The sequence below is a fragment of the Bacteroides caecimuris genome (assembly GCF_001688725.2).
Lineage (GTDB): Bacteria > Bacteroidota > Bacteroidia > Bacteroidales > Bacteroidaceae > Bacteroides > Bacteroides caecimuris.
This window is the reverse complement of the sequence record NZ_CP015401.2, coordinates 4,753,154-4,772,606: the sequence shown is the minus strand read 5'-3', so window position 1 is coordinate 4,772,606 and position 19,453 is coordinate 4,753,154. Positions and strand designations below refer to the sequence as shown.

12 protein-coding genes are annotated in these 19,453 nt (G+C 42.7%); 2 read left to right on the top strand and 10 right to left on the bottom strand.

Annotated features, from left to right (window positions below; translation table 11 throughout):
- The first annotated feature begins 65 nt into the window (after positions 1-65).
- Positions 66-482 (top strand): hypothetical protein, encoded by a 417-nt coding sequence (locus A4V03_RS20290; RefSeq protein WP_065540530.1) that lies wholly within the window; start codon positions 66-68, stop codon positions 480-482.
- 241 nt (positions 483-723) lie between these two features.
- Here the strand turns inward: A4V03_RS20290 and A4V03_RS20285 are convergent, their stop codons facing one another.
- The 9 genes from A4V03_RS20285 to A4V03_RS20245 all read right to left on the bottom strand — a co-directional run bounded on the left by A4V03_RS20285 (position 724) and on the right by A4V03_RS20245 (position 15,229).
- Positions 724-1,359, bottom strand: coding sequence for an HU family DNA-binding protein (locus A4V03_RS20285; RefSeq protein ID WP_065540165.1), 636 nt, complete (start codon positions 1,357-1,359; stop codon positions 724-726).
- Between the two features lie 179 nt (positions 1,360-1,538).
- Positions 1,539-2,831, bottom strand: coding sequence for an ISAs1 family transposase (locus A4V03_RS20280; protein WP_065537499.1), 1,293 nt, complete (start codon positions 2,829-2,831; stop codon positions 1,539-1,541).
- A 442-nt stretch (positions 2,832-3,273) separates the two neighbouring features.
- The gene (locus A4V03_RS20275; protein WP_065540164.1) at positions 3,274-4,362 is read right to left on the bottom strand and encodes an acyltransferase; all 1,089 of its coding nucleotides are present in this window, start codon (positions 4,360-4,362) and stop codon (positions 3,274-3,276) included.
- 26 nt (positions 4,363-4,388) lie between these two features.
- A complete protein-coding gene (locus A4V03_RS20270) occupies positions 4,389-6,443 on the bottom strand; it encodes a beta-L-arabinofuranosidase domain-containing protein (protein ID WP_065540163.1) in 2,055 nt (684 codons plus the stop codon).
- 140 nt (positions 6,444-6,583) lie between these two features.
- Positions 6,584-7,714 (bottom strand): aldose epimerase family protein, encoded by a 1,131-nt coding sequence (locus tag A4V03_RS20265; RefSeq protein ID WP_065540162.1) that lies wholly within the window; start codon positions 7,712-7,714, stop codon positions 6,584-6,586.
- A 181-nt stretch (positions 7,715-7,895) separates the two neighbouring features.
- Positions 7,896-10,187, bottom strand: a complete 2,292-nt coding sequence (locus tag A4V03_RS20260) for a GH92 family glycosyl hydrolase (protein ID WP_065540161.1) — start codon at positions 10,185-10,187, stop codon at positions 7,896-7,898.
- An 11-nt stretch (positions 10,188-10,198) separates the two neighbouring features.
- Entirely contained in the window at positions 10,199-12,676 is a 2,478-nt protein-coding gene (locus A4V03_RS20255; RefSeq protein WP_065540160.1) for a glutaminase domain-containing protein, read from the bottom strand.
- Between the two features lie 55 nt (positions 12,677-12,731).
- The gene (locus tag A4V03_RS20250) at positions 12,732-13,991 is read right to left on the bottom strand and encodes a glycoside hydrolase family 76 protein (RefSeq protein ID WP_065540159.1); all 1,260 of its coding nucleotides are present in this window, start codon (positions 13,989-13,991) and stop codon (positions 12,732-12,734) included.
- 239 nt (positions 13,992-14,230) lie between these two features.
- Positions 14,231-15,229 (bottom strand): glycoside hydrolase family 43 protein, encoded by a 999-nt coding sequence (locus tag A4V03_RS20245; RefSeq protein ID WP_065540158.1) that lies wholly within the window; start codon positions 15,227-15,229, stop codon positions 14,231-14,233.
- A gap of 164 nt (positions 15,230-15,393) precedes the next feature.
- On the opposite strand from A4V03_RS20245, the gene A4V03_RS20240 reads away from it, so the two are divergent.
- On the top strand, positions 15,394-16,500 hold the full coding sequence (locus A4V03_RS20240) for a glycoside hydrolase family 43 protein (protein WP_065540157.1): 1,107 nt from the start codon (positions 15,394-15,396) through the stop codon (positions 16,498-16,500).
- A 1-nt stretch (position 16,501) separates the two neighbouring features.
- Here the strand turns inward: A4V03_RS20240 and A4V03_RS20235 are convergent, their stop codons facing one another.
- Complete coding sequence (locus tag A4V03_RS20235) at positions 16,502-19,450, bottom strand: glycosyl hydrolase 115 family protein (RefSeq protein ID WP_065540156.1); 2,949 nt, start codon at positions 19,448-19,450, stop codon at positions 16,502-16,504.
- Between the last annotated feature and the right edge of the window lie 3 nt (positions 19,451-19,453).

Below are 19,453 nucleotides of genomic sequence, written 5' to 3'. Positions count from 1 at the left end.
TAAGACGCTATTGCAATTGCGTCGCAATCTAAATTAAGATTTTCAAAATACATAAATATATGAATATGAAAAAGATTTTATTTTTATATATCATTCATCTAGGATTTGCCCTACAATCCATACAAATTCAAGCTTGTTGTCTCGAGGACAATACCAAAACCATTCAGTTCATCAAAGATTTCTACGCAAACTACGTTTTTGGAACAAAGAATTATGTTCCGGCAGTAAAAAAACATTGTACTGCCAAATTGCAAAAGCAACTGAAAGACAAGTACGAGTTTGACGGCGAAGGATATGCGATATGGAACTTCCGAACTGGTACTCTTCAAGACGGACCAAACGACATATCTAAAGTAACATCAGTAGTTGCATTGGGAAATGGTTTATACAAGGTCAGTTTCATTGATATGGGAATAAAGGGCAACCGTACTTTGAAAATTATCTACGTCAACGGGACACTGAAGTTCGATGCTATTAAATAATCCCCCTCTAAGCAGAGATATTATCAATTTAGCAGATAGCCCCAAAAGCCTTACTATTCAATCAGAAAAATGAAAGTAAATCATCTATAAGACTACAGCCTTCACCGCTTTCACCTTCTTCCCGAAACCTCCGCCCAGAGCAGGAAAGCGGGTGAAAGCGACCATGCAAAAGCCCTTCTATCACGCTTTCACCACTTTCACCGACACACTTCAAACCGACGCTTACTCAAATCGTTTCCGCTTACCGCCGGAGCACATCGCAAGACACCCCGTAATAGCCTGCCGCAGCCACATAAATCGGCTGCATACGCTTGCCGATATTTTTTAATTTGCCTTCTTCCAGCAATCGCCGGAGATGACGGTTAGCCGTAGTCCGTGTCATGCAACATACTTCCTGAAAATCGTAACGAAGCATTACGTCATGATTGGCGAAATATTCCTTCAGCCGCCTATCTATCTCCACTGCCGACAAGGATTCCGAATGGCGTGCATATTTGCTCCGGCTGACTTTAGCGCCTCTAAGTTCTCCCCGCAAACGGGCATCGGGACGGAAACCGATTGTTTTCAACTCCATTTTCGATGATTTGTTCTTAGTGCTGCGAGTCACTTTTTGCGTACTCCGCAAGATGGGAGCAAAATAGCCAAGTCCCTCAATATGCACCTCACGGCCCTCGCGCAGTTCTTCACCACAAATTTGGGCAAGCATCTCGAACGCATTTTTTACATCACCTACGGAAAGCGAACTGCGCCCGTGAATCATACGGCACAGTTTATCCGTTCCCACCTTACCATTCAAAAAAATGCGGGGATGCAAACCTTTCTCTTCCGAATCGTCGGACTCACCGGGATTCTCATACCAATCGTAAAGTATAGCCATTAGCAGTTAATGTTTTGATAGTGAATATATTTCATGCAAAAATTTTAAGGTTATCATCAAACCACCGGCGTGGTTCATTTAAACCACAATCGTTATCCAATTAAATCACTCTTGTCATTTGATTGAACAACGAAAGTGAATCAACAATAACTCTTCGTCAAACAGGGAAAACGCACGATTTAAAAGGCTTTAATAAAGGTATCTATCAAATTAGTTAAGTACTCATCACTCCATCCTGCCTTCTTCCTTTTCCTATTGACCGAAGTCTTCTTGTCTTCATCCTGATAATTCTTCAAAATGGTCAATGCCATTTTCGTTAAAGTGGAAAAGTTTTGTGCCGAATTCATCATTTTTCTTCCATCATCTTCATTAAATGTAACATCCAATTGCCAATGCAATCCATTTTCTACCGCCCAATGCTTTCTCTTATATTTAAGAATAAGCTCTGGATTGTTCACTAATGAAGAGATGAAACAATGTTTCTCATTTTGTATTTCTCCTGTGGCTATATTTATTTTCTCGGTCTTTATCATTCCATAAGTCCTAAGATTCTTCCAATCGCGATAACAGAACCCTAATCTACTGGGCTCAGAGCAGGATATGCAGGTCCTTGTCACCATAAATCCATGACCTTCTGTGGTTTCTTCAGCTCTTTTGATAAAATCATTTTTTCTTCCGGAAATTAGCAAGTACTCTGCATCGTTTTCGATATTTTCCCTTAGTTTTAAATGGTTGTCTTTCACCTCTAAAAGATAATCGGCTTGTTTCTCTACTATTTTTTCTACAATTTTCTTTTGGGTACCAAGTGCATCGATGGTAACTACATCTCCTTGTCGTATATCAATGTCGTCCAGTAATTTGGGTATTGCTACTATTTCATTCTCTTTTATTGAGACCCGTTCCTGCCCTAATGACAGACTCATATCAGAAAGAAAGGCACTGACAACATGAAGTTTGGCTACTGATGCCTGCTCCTTTGTTATTTTACCCGCTGACTCTTGTACCAGTTTATCAGCATTGATGGCACCACGGATCGTTTTTCCGTCAATAGCTATATGTCTATTCGTATAAAGGTCATTTCCCTCATTAATTTGAACTTTCGACCAGTCACAATCTTCTATGGATGGTGAATCCCCCCTCATATTACGGGCCCATTCTCTGTAACAACTCTCTAATTTTTCCGTTTTTATGATACAAAAAAATCGGCGTAATGTATCATGTGACGGGGTAGTTTCTAAGTCCGGTATGAATCTTCTAAGAAAATCTTTCTTATAACGGGCGAAGTCTGCTATATCATTCCAACTCTGACAATCACAAAAAATACCTGATAAAGTGACAAGCATTATCAATTTGCCCGAATAAGTGACTTTATTCTTTTCACGTGGGTCGATTGTATCAATAGCTTCAGACATACTGGCCATATGACGCGCCAATTCGTCATTTATTAAAAAATCTTTTGCAATCTTATCCATTACTATTTATTATTTAGGCGTGAAGATAATGAAATACTAGAAGGTATACAATATAAATAATCAATATATCAATTGAAGAACCACGAAGATAAAAAAAAGGATGAAACCAATAGGTAACATGACAATGGGAAGTTGTGACACGTCTATAGGAGGAAAAGAAAGTAGGAAGACTTTATTTATTAGATATAAAAGAGTTTTGCCATCAAATAAGTTTTGAGAAGAAAAGATAAATGCTGGTTATTAGATAATTAACGATCGTGCGTTTTCCCTGCTTCGTCAAAGATACGATAAAAAATAGAGAAAAGGACAATAAGAAGCCGACTTCTGAAAAAAAGAAAATAAGGAATGCGATAACAGTAGTGTGAAAACAAATAATAAGAATCTGAATAGAAAATCAGAAAAAACATGATTATCTATTCAGATTCTTACTATTTCCGGACAGTTATCCTACTATCCATTTGCTGCCCGGTATAAACGAAATGATTTTAGTTGTTACCAAACAACAGATAAACGTAACCACTGCGATACAGGGTATAGCGGCAACAGTGGGAAGTGCCAACGTGTTTTTGAACACAGTCACCCACAGTCCGAGCCAGAATATGTGCATAAGGTACATACCATAGCTAAGTTTCGATGTTTCCGTCACCAACTTGGGAGCTTGCGGACGTTCGATACATGTAAACATAAGGAATGTACCCGTTGTGAGAAGCACACAGTTGATGGTACAGAAAGCCCATCCTATTTCTATTACAGGTGTGGAATGGAGTACGCCGGGTATAGCCTGCACATAGAATGAATAAATAGTCCATACAGCACCGATCACCATTAAAATGATTCCTACAGTGAAACGTTTGGAACGGTTCCAAGTAAGGTGTACACGAATGTAATGTGCCAGAACAAGATAGCCCAGATAACCGGAGAAGTACCACAACATGTGGTATTCATTCCAGAAACATTGTCCCCACACTTCACCGCACCAACGATTGAGATAAGGCATACAGGTTGACAACACGAACAGGCCTATAAAGAAACGTTCTTCTTTAGCTGTGGCTTTTCTCAACCAGGGGGATATCATAGGGATAAACAAGTAAAGGCTTATCAGAGGATACATAAACCACAAGTGCCCGGCTAGCGTCGGGAAATTCAGGAATATCCGCGACAAGTCCTTCATAGATGTTTCTCCGTCTATCTGTCCCCACAACATAGGTAGAGTGCTGTACAGTATCATGAATATGAAAAACGGCGGAAGGATGCGAAGACAGCGCTGGCGATAGAATTGCCACATAGACTGCTCTTCCTTCATCGGTGCAAGCAGGAAGGCGGAGACTATCATGAACAGGGGTACTGCCATACGTGAAAAACCATCGTACACTGATACCCATAGCCTATCTGTTTCATTTGCAAGAAAAGACTGCGGTCCTGCCATATCGGTGGATCCGGGAGCACCGTAGAAATTCTCGCTGGCATGAACAAGGATGACGAGAAAGCATGCAAACACACGGATGTAGTCTAAAAAAACAATACGTTTCATTTATTCTAAGTTTTCTAGTTGTTAATTTATTCTTTTGTGTTCGGGAACGCAGAGATTCTCAACCGTGCTGCACCCATAGGGATCAATGTTATTTCTTCTTTATCACCTTTCACCGCATCTTCTTCCGGCAATACGCCACACAATCCCGTTTCGTCTATCTTCCATTCAGGAACCGGACGACCGATAGCTTTTACTTCTAAAGGTACACTGGCTACTGTGAAAGGATAGTTGTCAGCCGGCCAAGATTTACGGATGACCTTGAAATTCTTCAAAGGTTCTTTCTTATCCAATACCAACGAATAATTCCAGGGGCTATCCGGATAGATCTCAGTAGTAGGCCATTTCCGGGGATCAGCACCTTTCTGCCATTTCGAATCGCCGATAGCAGTCTCGCGGCTGTCTTTCTCTACATATTTCTCTGCAATCTTGAGAGACAAAGTCAAAGGTCCGTAATCTACGCTTACGCTGTTTTTATTCACCTGCCAAGTACGCATAGACAAAGACATCGGAAGCGTCAATTCCACACGATCACCATTCGCCCACTCGCGATTGATGCAAAGATATTTTCCCGCTACAGGAGCTGCACTTACCTTCTTGCCATTCACCCGTACTTCCGCCTTTTGAGTCCATGAAGGAATACGAAGATAAAATGGGAAAGCAACCTTTTCATCGGTAGAAACAGTGAAAGTGATGCCTTCTTCAAAGGGATAATTTGTCTCTTCACGGAGAGTGATTTCCTTTCCGTCGCCCACTTTCACTGTAGCTTTGCAAGCTGCATAAATAGCTGTTGCCACTCCGTTGTCGGGAGTTGCCAGTACCAGATGTTCGGTGAAGTAAGGCCAGCCCTGTGCATGGTTGTGTTGGCAGCAACGACTGCTGAAAGGATTCATCGAAAGGAACGGACCACGATTGTCAATGCCCGGATGATGATTCTTCGAATCACTGATGGCATGGTTCGGACAAGTGATATAACGCAATGCCTTGAAATCGGGCATCACGGCAGCCGGATAAGAGTTGAACGCCACTTCCTCACAGTGTTCCGCCCACATGGGATCGCCTGTCATGCAAAGCATGATTTCGTCGGAAGCCATTTGTTCTACCAAGCCGCAGGTTTCCACTCCCTGACGGGGATCGATATATCCCAGACGGGCATTCTCATCCGCACCGAACATACCTCCGGGAACCTGGCCAAAAGTACGCCGTATCAGATGATGGACATTATAAGAGGCTTTCAGCATCGCTGAATCTCCGGTCTGCATATAATAAGTGGCAGGTTCACGGAAACATTGGACGATATTTACATTGTGCCAGTTAGGCAAGGAGGTGGATTTCGTCCAGTCGGCTGTGTTACGGTGGATCTTCTCAGCCAGTTCGAGCAGGAAAGCATCTCCGGTATGGTTGTAAAGCCAGTAGATACTGATGATGTTATCACCGCCACGGCTGTTCTCCCAATAATCTTCCAGAAGCTGGTCGTCGGGAACGGTCATCTGCCACTTGAAGTAATTCGTCATCAGGTCTATGACACGCTGATCTTGAGAATACTCATAATAAGATTGCAGACACCAGAGCATAATCATCTGTGCCCAAAGTTCGCGTTTGCCGTTACGTTCATTGACCGGACCGAAATAGCCATCCGGCTGACGACTGGCAAATACACCTTCAATCCAATATTTGGTTTCTTCAATCATCTTCGGATCATTCAGGATATATGCTAGATTGCCATACCCTTTGAGCCAGTAAGGAACTTCCTCCCAGCCGTGATCGCCACCGGTTGTCAACCAGGCATTATTGTTTTTTTCCAGCCAAGCGCTGATTTCTCCCAAGTGTCCGGTCAGACCGTCGCGCTGCAATTCGAGATACTTCTTCACCCATCCTTCGGGCTGAATACTGCCTACCGGCAACTTTATAAAATTCAACGGTCGAAGCGGAGCGCGATACCCGATGTAATTGGTATTGACGGACTGTATGTCCGGTCGATCTACTACCGTCACCGTACCACTAGAAGAAGCAGACGCACAAGCTGTAACCGCCACTCCAAGCAGTATCGATGCAAAAAGCCTTGTAGTTTTATTTTTTTTCATTTCGTCTATTCTACTGATTCCGGAAATTATCCTAGTTTCCCTATAAACTCAATTAAACACTAACAAATACATTAAAATAAAGAACGGATAATCTTTGATCAGACAATCCGTTCTTCAATGGTATGAACTGCCTTTATAACCTATTTATCAACTGAGAATTTGAAGATACATTGGCTTGTATACTTTTCGCCCGGGCGAAGCACAGCCGACGGCCATTCCGGTTTGTTCGGAGTATCCGGATATTTCTGTGTTTCGAGACATACGGAAGCACGTTGGTTGTAAGTAATGCCTTTCTTTCCTGTCAGTGAGCCATCGAGGAAGTTGCCGGCATATACCTGAATACCCGGTTCGTTAGTATAAACGTCGAGTACGATACCAGTCTTCGGTGATTTCAAAGAAGCGCATTTACGGGTTACGTCGCCTTTTGTGTTCAATACCCAGTTGTGATCGTAACCTTTGCCATTTTTCAACTGTACGAAATCATAGTCGTTGATACGTTCGCCTACCGGAGTCAGGGTGCGGAAATCCATCGGAGTTCCTTCTACCGGAACAATCTCGCCAGTTGTCATAAAGGTGCTGTCCACCGGAGTGTAATAGTCCGCATCCACCATCAACAAATGATCGGAGTTGTTGCCGGCATCGCCTTCAAGGTTAAAATAAGAGTGGTTGGTCATATTTACAATCGTCGGTTTGTCTGTTTCCGCTTCGTATTGAATATCGATGGCATTATCGTCCGTCAGTTTCATCAACACTTTACAAGTGATGTTTCCCGGAAAACCTTCTTCACCGTCTGCTGCACGGTAAGTCAACTGCAATTCCTGCGGATTCAGCAATTCGGCATCAAACACCCGGTATTGGAATCCTTGCGGTCCGCCGTGCAGACAATGACCGTAGTTATTGCGGGGAAGCTGATATTCTACACTATCCAAAGTGAACTGTCCCTGATTGATACGATTGGCATAACGTCCGATAGTGGCACCGAAATCCGAAGGCTTGCTGATATAGTCCTGAATAGAATCGAAACCGAGAACAACATCACGCATCTGTCCGTCTTTGTCGGGAACCATCACTGAAACAATACGTCCACCGAAGTTCGTGATACAAACTTCCATGTTGTTCTTGTTACGCAAAGTGAACAAATCAGTCTTCTTTCCATCTACTTCTGTCTGGAATTTACTCTGCAATAAACCGGAATCCGTAGCTTTTTCTGCTTTCGGAGTACAAGCTGCCATTAAAAGGGCGGCAACTGCCCATACACATAACTTTTTCATGATACAATTTTTTTTTATATTAGTTTTCAGCTATTCATATTTAGATGCAGACGACGCGGATAACACGTTTTTTCTGATTTTGCATCAGAAAAAGAGCCGCATCATCCGCGTTATCCGCGTTCAATTTACTATGTCAGCATATTACTGTATACTATTTAATATCTGATTGGTTGCTTCATGATTACTTCTTCTTTTTTAACTCGTTAGAGAAAGAATAAGGGAAATCGGCTTCTTTAGTACCACGTTGCTGATTGGGTTTCGCATCCATCTTGTAAGAAATGCTAGCGCCATTCAACAGGTCCTGATGGGTCAGGTAGTTTTTAGTATATTCTTTGCCGTTCAATGTCATTGATGAAATGTAACGCTTGTCGTCTCCGTTATTCGGAGCGGAGATCGTCACCGTCTTTCCGTTTTCCAGATGTAGCTTCATCTCCTTGAAGTAAGGAGTACCCAAGACATATTCATCCGTACCCGGACATACCGGATAGAATCCCATTGCCGAGAATACATACCAGGCAGAAGTCTGGCCGTTGTCTTCATCACCGCAATAACCGTCGGGAGCCGGAGTATAAAGTTTGTCCATCGCTTCACGAATCCAATGTTGCGCTTTCCAGGGTTGACCGGAATAGTTGTACATATAGAGCATGTGCTGAATCGGTTGGTTGCCATGTGCATAGTTACCCATATTCATAATCTGCATTTCACGGATTTCGTGAATAACACCGCCATAATAGCTGTCATCGAAAATCGGAGGGAGAATAAATACAGAGTCCATCATCTGGTTGAATCCGTCTTTACCGCCCATCAGGTCGATCAGACCTTGAGGATCGTGGAATACCGACCAGGTATAATGCCAGCTATTACCTTCCGTAAAGGCATCCCCCCACTTCAACGGATTGAACGGAGACTGGAACGTACCGTCTTCATTCTTGCCACGCATCAGTTTGTGTTCGGGATCGTAGAGATTCTTATAATTCATTGCACGCTTTGCAAAGATTTCAATCTCTTTTTTCGGTTTCTTCAAGGCTTTACCCAATTGATAGATACACCAGTCATCGTATGCATATTCCAGTGTACGGGCTGCATTCTCGTTAATACCTACATTATAAGGTACATATCCCAATTTATTGTAATACTCATATCCTAATCGTCCGGTAGAACGAACGTTCGGATGCACTGCATTCGCTCCGTGTTTCACGGCTTCCCACAATGTCTCGATATCGTATCCTTTCAATCCTTTCAGGTAGGCATCGGCAACTACGGAAGCGGAGTTGTTTCCAACCATGCAACCTCTGTGTCCCGGACTTGCCCATTCCGGCAGGAATCCGCTTTCTTTATAAGTGTTCGCCAATCCTTCCTGCATCTTTGTATTCATGGATGGATACATCAGGTTAAGGAATGGGAACAGACAACGGAACGTATCCCAGAAACCGGTATCGGTAAACATATATCCCGGAAGTACTTCGCCGTTATAAGGGCTGTAGTGCATCACGTCTCCTTTAGCATCTATCTCGTAGAAACTTCTGGGGAACAATACCGAACGATACAAACAAGAGTAGAAAGTACGCAAATGGTCGATATCATCGTCTTTCACTTCGATACGTCCCAGAACTTCGTTCCATACCTTGCGGCCTTTCGCAGCAATCTGTTCAATGTTGTCCGTACCCAGCTCTTTCAAGTTCAGTTCCGCCTGTTCAGGGCTGATAAAAGAGGAAGCTACACGCACATTTACCTGTTCGCCCTTGCGGGTTTTGAAACCGATCAGTGCACCAGCATGATTGTCTGTCGCTTCCAGTTTGTTGGTGTCGATCACACCGCCGGCTACGGCAGCCGTATAAGTAAACGGTTTGTCGAATACCAGTACAAAGTAGTTTTTAAAGTTGGCAGGAACACCACCGCTGTTTTTTGTGGTATAACCGATAATCTTGTTTTCCGAAGGGATTACTTTCACAAACGAACCTCTATCGAAGGCGTCTACCACTACATAAGAGTGGTCGTTTTCAGGGAAAGTGAAACGGAAAGCAGCCGCTCTCTCTGTCGGAGCAATTTCGGTCACTACATCATGGTCGGCAAGATATACCTTATAATAATAAGGAGTAGCCGTTTCAGCTTTGTGAGAGAACCAACTGGCACGCTCATCCTGATTAAAGACTGCCTTACCGGTTACCGGCATGATGGCAAATTGACCGTAATCATTGATCCAAGGACTTGGCTGATGGGTTTGTTTGAATCCTCTGATCTTGTCAGCGTCATACGTATAGGTCCATCCATCTCCCATTTTACCAGTCTGCGGAACCCAAAAGTTCATTCCCCAGGGCAGCGCAATGGCAGGGTAAGTATTTCCGGTAGATAATGCGTGCTTTGACTGCGTACCAACCAGCGGACTAACATAGTCCACCGGTCCGGTAATTGTTTTTGCAGTCATACTCCATGCACTAAGTAGCGTAAAAGCGAATAGAGCTAGTTTCTTCATGGTATTTTGTTTTATTTAATCAGTTTTCCTTCAAGCATTTTGATATAATATCCACCTACAACGGAACGTGCCTGGAAGCCTCTTTGATTCGGTTCGTCTGTAAATACCCAGTCGGACATCGGAACACGGTTAGGTGTCACGTTCATAAACAGGTACATGGGTTCGATAAATTTCTCAAAGGTAGCTTTGTCATTTGCCAATGTAGCTGTCCACATGATCCAGTCGGTCTTGGTGTATGTTTCACGGTTATCCAACGGAAGACCATATTTATTTTGCTTCGAAAGATAGTAAGCTATTTCCGTTTCTGCAACATTTTTAGGGAAGATTTGCAGATTCAACAGTTTATCCCACACCAAGTTATACTTCTGGCTCCATGTTCCCGGTTTGTCAAATGTGAGACGGTAGTGGTCACCATCATCAGCCATTTTCACCCATTCGGCAGCCATTTCTTTCGCTTTCTGTGTGTACTTTTCAGCCACGTCTTTTTTGCCCAGCATATCTGCCAGATAACCGTACGAAGCAATACCCATGATTGCTTTGATAGAAAGGTTGGCATTGTGTGCAAAGTGTCCTGCAAAGTCATCGGTACAAAGCTGGTTGGCAGGATCAAGTCCGTTCTCTACCAGATAGTCTGTCCATGTGGTCAGGGTTTCCCAATGTTTCTGTGCGTAATCTGCATTGCCTTCCATCTTTGCAATGGCAGCAGCCAATACTACCATATTACCCGATTCTTCTACCGGCATATCGCCGCCATAAGTCTGGCCGTTAGCCAATGGATAAGTACCCACATCATGTGCAGCAAATGGTTTCGCCCATTTTCCGCTTTCGCTATAATAGAAGATATGGTTCATGGTGGCTTTCACCAATTCCGGATTGTAGTATAAAAGCAACGGAGCTCCCGGATAAGTCAGGTCGACTGTTCCGATGGAACCATTACTGAAGTTCTCCTTAGAAAGGAATACCAAGTCGCCGTTCGGAGCCTGTACCAGTTTGTGTGCAGCCAATGCCTGACGATAAGCCAATGCACAAAGTTCGGCATATTTACGTCCACCGGCAGCAGTAGCTTCTTCCATCAGTTTCTTGTCGAAAGCAGCACTGTTCTGCATCAGTGTCTTGTATTCTTTCTCTGCTTCCTGGAATTGGGAAACAATCGTTTCATTGCCCTCACGGTTCCAGTAAGGACGCAGGTTATCACCAAAATATTGGATAGAGTAAATATCATCATATCCGATCAGCAGGTGACCATCGGTCTTTTCTGTTTCGCCCAATGAACGTACCAACGCCAGTTTATCATAACCGTTTGTAGTAGGAGCTTCTAATTTATTATCAAGGAAGCTCTTACGCAGTTCTCTGCCGTCACCGATCGCACAAGTGCTGTTTTCCTTTTCAGCTGCCAGATAGAAATGTCCCCAGTCGATACGTAAATCATCACCTTTTTTCTTCAAAATCTCCTGATTGCGGCTTCCGGTACAAAGGAATAACAAATTACCGTCAGTAAAGCTGTCGGCAACAGATTCTTGGTGAGGTTGGTCAAGCGCCCATTGAGGAGCTGCCTCGAAATACAACTCAACCTGATGTTTCTGACCGTCATTGGAAGCTACTTCATAAGAAATATAGTTGACCGGACGCGACAACAAGTCCAGATTATCCATAAACATAGGAGCGGTAAATGTCAGTTTCAAATCTACCGGACCGCAAGTAAATGTATAATAAGTCTGCATGGGTTGTACGTCTACAGAAGTTTGTTGTGCTGCTTGATGGAAAGAACGGTAACCGTCCAATTCTACCAGCAATCCGAAATCCAGCAGTCCGTTTCCTACCCGGTTATGACAATAACCTGCAATCAGATTCTCCCCCGGTTTCAAAGAAGCTACTACTTCTTCCGACAGTTTCACCCGTTCGTTCTTTTTACAAGCATTTCCTGTATCCACTACCTTGATGCCGTTGATATAAATAATGGCATCATCGTCGTGAGAGAATTCAAGATATACATTCTTTCCTGTCAAGTCTTCCTGAATATCAGCTACCCGGCGTACCCAGATAAATTCTTCTCCCCATTGGGTTTTGGCTGTATGCTCATTCTCCATGGTTCCGAAGGCTGCTTCGCCTTCTTTCCAGGCTTTATCATCGAATCCGATATTCTGCCATCCGTCAGCTGGTTGTTGTGTGGTATACTTTCCTGTCCAGCTACCTTGTTCGGATGTCTTCACCAAAGGACGCAGTTCCAGCTCTTCCGTTCCCATGAAACGGTAGGTTTGTCCGTCTACTTTGGCAACACCAAGTAAAGAGAAATCCTTGCCAGTCCAATGTTTTACAGGACTGTCGTATAGATTGTCCGTAGTAGACCATGCACTAGTATAAGGATCAATTGTCACCAGCGGATATGCCGGAGCACGTAATTCATTCTTTTCGTGCTGCTCTACCTGGGTCTCACAGCTACAAAGTACAGAAGCTGTTCCCAGCAACAGCATCATCAGTTGTTGTTTCATAATTTAAATCACCTGTTTATTTAATCTATTTTACGCAATTTCTGTCGTTTTCTATTTATTTCTTAGCCGGAAACAAAAGCATCAATGCCGGTATACCGGAAGCAGAATAGCTGTCGATTTCCGCACCTTCCGGCAACTTTTTATAGTATTCGCCTCCACATACATTCCGTGTCTCGTCTCTGTTTGCCCAACCTGTTTCGATGGTACGTTTCAGGAACGGGAGATATTGGGTTTGTCCGCAATCATATACCAACCATGCCATGTACTCCGCAAAGATGGCAGTATAAATGCCCTGTTCAATACCCCCTTCGAAAGGTAGCACTTTGTGTTCTGCAGACATATCTTTCACTGTATAATCTGCTGCCAGAATAGCATTGTCGAGATAACGCTTCTCTCCGGTCGCCTTATAAAGCAGTATGGACGCTCCGATAAAGGTTGCCTGGTTGTATACATGTGCTTTCCAGGCGGGATTGCCATTTCCATGACGGCTATCGGCAATCTTTCCTGTTGCTTTATCCAAGAGATTTTCCACTCCCCATTCATAGATTTCTTTACCTTTGGCAAGATATTGAGCCTTCGTCTGATAATCCGGTCGTTTGTCGGTCGATTCTTTTCTATTTTCAGGCACGTTATTATAAAGGGTTAATGCTGCAACAACTGTCGGAAAGTTGATGCATGCCATCTTTCCATCACCGAATTTATTCGGTTTTGGATTCCGAATAGGTTGCCATTGCCAGAACATACCTCCGTTTTCTTTGTCATACGAGCCTGTATCACCCACTTTTTCCGAGCCATACCATACCCGTTTGAAACTGGCTTCCGAGAGTTTCAGATATTCATCCACTCCAAAAAGTTCGTAGCCGCGTGCCAAGCTGATAGTCCACCACATGATGTCATCGTAGATGAACCAGCCGGTGTTTTCGTTGTTATCATCAAAATCGAACTGGCAATATTGCGCTTTGTTCCCTGCGAATATTTTTTCGCAAAGTGTTTTATAATAACTTGTCTTCTTTTTGTCTTTCTGTGCCTTTGCCAGTTTATAGGCATTCATCGCCATGTCCCAATAAATAGGCTGGCACCAGATAGCCGCTGCTCCATTGCCACGGTCAACAGCGCTCGGATAAGAGGTATTTGTTTTATAAATATATTTATTAGAGTCTAGTAGTGTATTGTTAAATCCTTCATAAGCCGCCCATACATCTTTATTTGTATATGCGTGCTTCTTCTGGTTTGCTTTTCCTAAATTACCGACTGCCCACATAGTAGTTGATGCTCCCAATAACAACGTCAGAGCCAAAAGAATTTTGCCTTTCATGATAGTTTATAAGTTTATAGTATTTTTCCTGTTACAAAGATTGCAGAAATAGCCGAAAAAGAACGAAAAAAACTATTCAATAAAGAACAAATACAAACCAAAACGCCTTTTTACAATAAAAAAACAAGGGATTGAGTAATAAATATTCCCCTTACTTTGTCTGACGACTAAAGATAAGGGGAACATTTTACTCCATCCCTATGGACAGAAATATATAACTAATTATTTCCGGACTGAACTTATTTTCGCTTCAAGGGACTGGCTTTTACTCCCTCGAAAGTCATCTTTATGGGTTTTATTTTTCCATCTTTATCAAAGTACATACGGTCAACGCAAGTCACACGAGCATTTCCATCCGTTTCACCCAATGGATGGCGATGATAAACGATGTACCATTCGTCCTTTCCCGGTCCTTTGACCACTGAATGATGGCCTGCACCTGTTCCAACATTGGGATCTCTCTGTAATATTTTTGCTTCTCTTTTGAAGGGTCCGAACGGTGAGTCGGCAATGGCATAAGCAACGCAATAATCCGGTCCGGTCCAACCGCCTTCCGACCACATAAAATAGTATTTTCCGTTACGTTTCAACATAAAAGGTCCCTCTACATATTTTTCGGGGGTTACTTCCTTATAAAGGGTACCATCTTCAAACGGCACGATGCTCAACAAGTCCGGGGCGAGTTTGACCATATTACAATGTCCCCAGCCACCATAATACATATAATATTGCCCGTCATCATCTTTGTAAACAAACTGATCGATCGGTTGCGCACCATTTACAAATTTATCAATCAGAGGTTTGCCTAACGCATCTTTAAATGGTCCGGCTGGGTTGTCGGCGACAGCTACACCAATACCGCCCAGTTCATTATTGCTTTGAATATCATTCGCACCGAAGAATATATAATATTTATCATTCGCATGAATCACGGCAGGTGCCCACAAAGCACGTTTAAACCAACTGATATTCTCTTTTGATAATACTTTCGGATGCTTTGTCCAGTTCACCAGGTCTTTAGACGAGAAGGCATCCATGAAAGTCTGTTCGTCATAAGGTGCCGAATAGGTAGGATAAATCCAGTATTCATCTCCAAATACAACTCCTTCCGGATCGGCATACCATCCCGGAAATACAGGATTGCCACTCGTCTTCGGTTGTCGATTGGCTTTTTGTCCAAATACAGACTGGGAACAGCAAATAATACTAAGAAGAATAATAAGGTGCTTCAGTTTCATACAATATCTATTTTAAAGTTCGTGCTGCAAAGATGAGAAAAAACAGTTAGAAATTCAATAAATACAAACCAATTAAGGATAAATACTAACCAATCTGCAAAAAAAAAGATGATTTATCAAGATTTTATGCTTTCTTTGCAATATCATTATTAAGTAAAAATACCATGAGAAGCAGATTGTTATTCTTAACCGTACTTTTAATAATTATTTGTGCATCCTGTCAACCTACCAAGAAGAAAACAGAACCGGAAAAGGAAGCCGTAACAGGAGCTACTTATACAAATCCGCTACGTGAAAGAGGAGCAGAGCCATGGGCTGTTTTTTATAAAGGGAAATATTATTATACGCAAGGCTCTGAAAACAGAATCATGCTTTGGGAAACCAATGACATAACAAATCTGAATGACAGTCTAGAAAGGTCAGTATGGATACCAACCGACCCCAGTAATTCCCATCACTTATGGGCTCCCGAGATGCATCGCATCAACAACAAATGGTATATTTACTTCGCAGCAGACGATGGTAATATGGACAATCACCAGATTTATGTGATTGAAAACGATGCGGCTATTCCTACAGAGGGTAAATTTGTCATGAAAGGCCGTATCCCGACCGACAAAGATAACAACTGGGCGATTCATGCAAGTACTTTCGAACACAACGGACAGCGTTACATGATTTGGTGCGGATGGCAAAAACGAAGGATTGACAGCGAGACACAATGTATTTACATCGCTTCGATGGAAAATCCGTGGACCCTTTCTTCTGATAGAGTCCTGATTTCCAAACCTGAATATGAATGGGAGTGTCAATGGGTGAATCCCGATGGTAGCAAAACTGCCTATCCGATCCATGTGAACGAAGCACCTCATTTCTTCCAACCGAAGAACAAAGACAAAGTGTGCATTTTTTATTCCGCCAGCGGTAGCTGGACTCCCTATTATTGTGTAGGATTACTGACAGCAGACGCCAATGCCAACCTGTTGGATCCTGCTTCCTGGAAAAAACATCCGACACCTGTATTTATGCAGGACCCGGAGAATGAAGTTTTTGGCCCCGGCGGCATCTCTTTCACCTCTTCACCGGATGGAAAGGAATGTTATATGCTTTATCATGCCCGTCAGGTACCCAACGATGCTCCGGGTGCCATAGACTCACGTTCTCCCCGCTTGCAAAAAATAGAGTGGGACAAAGATGGGATGCCTGTACTGGGAATACCACAAAAAAAAGAAGAACCCATGGCAAAGCCATCTGGTTCTCCAATCAATTAGACTAATTGCATTTTGTACTTTCAGGTCCAAGGTATGAACGTTTTAATCCTCCCATGTCGATGACTATTTTTTGAATGACGACTCCGGGATCACCACAACGTATCTGTAGGGTGTGTTTGCCCGGCTTCTTCACATACAAAGTAGATTTATTCACTCTACAGTTCTTCAGTACACTATCATACCAAACTTGAGAATACTCAACAGCAGAAGTAGAAGGAGTAGAAATGGAACCATCATCTATACGGACACTATACTTTGTGTCCGAATTAGTATGTTCCGGCAATTTATAGTCTCGTTCTGCGTGCAAAGGGAATGTAGGTAGAACATAGGTATACACATCATAAGTCCCGGCATTAAACGTATAAAAATCATATTCCACTCTAGGTACATCCCCCGCACGATACATCTGTAAGGGAGATATAGGATTCCCTAATTGCAAAGCATTACCTTCAAAACCAATCCCGGGAAGAATATTCATTTTTATGTCATTACTCTCAAACTTACGATGAAACCCTGCAGCCGGAATAGAAACATACCCATTTTCTTCCATATACACTCCTTGTATCTCATCACGCGCAGGAGACGCCGGATTAAAGACAGAAACCAATACACATTCTTTTTGATCATTAGAACTAAACTCCACAGAACCTTTAATACTCTCTCCAACCGGAACTTTCTCCCAATCAACAGATACCCTGATTCGGTCCTCTGTCGGAGTTTTCCCAGCTTTTTGAGACACTATAATCCAATCGTCCGACGGCTTTGCAGTCCAACTCAAATCTCCACTTCCTTGATTATACACATCGATCCAATGGCTTTTACGGGAAAAAGTGTTATAAACAGGCAAACTATGATAGCTTATCCCACCTTTATCCAAAATTTCACTTTCTGCCTGAAGAGCCAATTTAGGAGCACCAACCGGTGTATAACTTTCTTCCATCAATGGAAGCATAAAATAAGAACTGGAACCTTCATAATTCTGTTTCAAAGACATCATATATTTCCATTTCCCGTTCAACAAAGAATTATACCCTTCAGTTATGATTTGCAGACTATCATGGTAATTCTTTACCTTCTCCTTTATCAAATTGGCGGCGGCACGCTGCTGACGAACATACTGCCGATAATATTGTCCTTTTATAGTCATGTGGTTCATCAGTTCGGCACCTTTCACCGGGTAGTATAATAACTGATAAAAAGCCGGCTGACTGTCTTTATCCAAAGATGCCAAAAGATTTTCCGCTTTCTTCCCAATGCGGCTATATTCGTTCAGACGATTTTCTGCTTCATTATAATTGGCAAAAGAGAACTCTGTATCCGTGCGTTTCTCTCCCCCGCCCCAATAATTATTCCAATATCCCCAACCCATATATTCCGGTTTCCGGGAAAAGGCCAGATTGATATGCGAAGAAGTGATATCTTCAAATACGCTATAATACTGCTCCCCAAACATCTTTGCCAACCAACGGGCGGGATAGGTAACCACATTATTCGCATTAAAGCTATCTATATCATAAGCCATATCAAGGAATAAAGAGACTTGCATTTCGGCTCCTTTTAAATCACCGCAATTAGCCAGCCAGATACGGTCTGCCGTCGTATCATAAGCTTTTCGGAGTTCCTCATACATCAGAGCCGGGGGAGTAGTGCTGTACCACAAATAGCTATGGGGAACTCCCAGATAAGAGACATGGTAGTAAACACCTGCACGCCCGGAGCGCTTTTGTTCATGCGGGCCACTTAAGCGCTTCATATAGCCGAAGTTATCATCTGGCCAAATAATGGTTACATCATCCGGCAATTCCAATCCATTCGAATAGATTTCCAATACCTCTTTGTATGGAGTAAATGCCTGTGGAATTGTTTCAACCGGTCGATCAAAATGTTCTGCTATCAAATTACGCTGGTCTTTCAACGCACTCTCCAGCATTTTGACCTTTTCTTTCATGGGGACATCACCTCCTCCCATTGCCGCATCATGCAATCCTCTCAAAGCCAATGTGTATACATTCTCATAGGCACAGTTTTCCTTTACACGGTTTCCTAGAACTTCATTAATTTTATCCTTATTTTTACCATAATCCCAGGGTCCCATCGTTTTTGAATTCCATTCACTAGCTGTATTTAACAATAATGGTTCGCAATGACTGGACCCCATTACAATAGCAAAAGTATCTGCCACCAACTTATTTTCAGGTATCTTATAAAATGCGGTCGACACCGGATGCATGGCAGGAGCCAAATGATTGGCTTTCAACCGTAACAATAATTCGCATATTTTGGCATAAGTACGGGGACCTATATTTCCACGCTCTTTCTCAAAAGTCTTAGCGGCCCAAGGTTTCAGTCCCCAATCTTCATCATTCAGAAAAACACCTCTATATTTCACGGAAGGAGTCTTGGAAACAGTGGTGGGAGCATCTACATAAAGTGTTTTATGTTTCTTCACAGGGACATCCGCCCACCAATACCAAGGAGACACACCTGCCATTTCCGAAAGAGAAAACAAACCGTAAGAAGCTCCTCGCCTGTCACTTCCGGCTACAATCAGCGCTTTATCTACTCCTGGAAAAGGATGATTAACTGTCTGAATCAGATAACGTTCCCATGCTCCTTCCAAAGGAGATATATCTATTTTCCCATTGGAGGCTAGCTGACGAATTGCTTGATTCTTTTCAATAGTACCGACAATCACCACTGTTCTTCCTTTCTTCCATTCATCTGCCAATTTTAATCTCTGTCCTGTGACATTTTCAATATCAGACACAAACAGTTCGGCAACCTTCTTTACAACCGGGTAATCATTGGCATCATAACACACGGTCGCCTTTATTTTCGATGCGACTAATGGGAAAGTATATTTACTATGTTTTACATTCTCATTCACAACCACTTGTGATTGCAAGGCAGATGCCACTGCCAATAATATTAATAGCGAAAAGATTCTCATTGT

Excerpts from the sequence above, each read along its gene's own strand:
- A4V03_RS20290 (WP_065540530.1), top strand. The coding sequence starts at position 66 with ATGAAAAAGATTTTATTTTTATATATCATTCATCTAGGATTTGCCCTA.
- A4V03_RS20285 (WP_065540165.1), bottom strand. The coding sequence starts at position 1,359 with ATGGCTATACTTTACGATTGGTATGAGAATCCCGGTGAGTCCGACGAT.
- A4V03_RS20280 (WP_065537499.1), bottom strand. The coding sequence starts at position 2,831 with ATGGATAAGATTGCAAAAGATTTTTTAATAAATGACGAATTGGCGCGT.
- A4V03_RS20275 (WP_065540164.1), bottom strand. The coding sequence starts at position 4,362 with ATGAAACGTATTGTTTTTTTAGACTACATCCGTGTGTTTGCATGCTTT.
- A4V03_RS20270 (WP_065540163.1), bottom strand. The coding sequence starts at position 6,443 with ATGAAAAAAAATAAAACTACAAGGCTTTTTGCATCGATACTGCTTGGA.
- A4V03_RS20265 (WP_065540162.1), bottom strand. The coding sequence starts at position 7,714 with ATGAAAAAGTTATGTGTATGGGCAGTTGCCGCCCTTTTAATGGCAGCT.
- A4V03_RS20260 (WP_065540161.1), bottom strand. The coding sequence starts at position 10,187 with ATGAAGAAACTAGCTCTATTCGCTTTTACGCTACTTAGTGCATGGAGT.
- A4V03_RS20255 (WP_065540160.1), bottom strand. The coding sequence starts at position 12,676 with ATGAAACAACAACTGATGATGCTGTTGCTGGGAACAGCTTCTGTACTT.
- A4V03_RS20250 (WP_065540159.1), bottom strand. The coding sequence starts at position 13,991 with ATGAAAGGCAAAATTCTTTTGGCTCTGACGTTGTTATTGGGAGCATCA.
- A4V03_RS20245 (WP_065540158.1), bottom strand. The coding sequence starts at position 15,229 with ATGAAACTGAAGCACCTTATTATTCTTCTTAGTATTATTTGCTGTTCC.
- A4V03_RS20240 (WP_065540157.1), top strand. The coding sequence starts at position 15,394 with ATGAGAAGCAGATTGTTATTCTTAACCGTACTTTTAATAATTATTTGT.
- A4V03_RS20235 (WP_065540156.1), bottom strand. The coding sequence starts at position 19,450 with ATGAGAATCTTTTCGCTATTAATATTATTGGCAGTGGCATCTGCCTTG.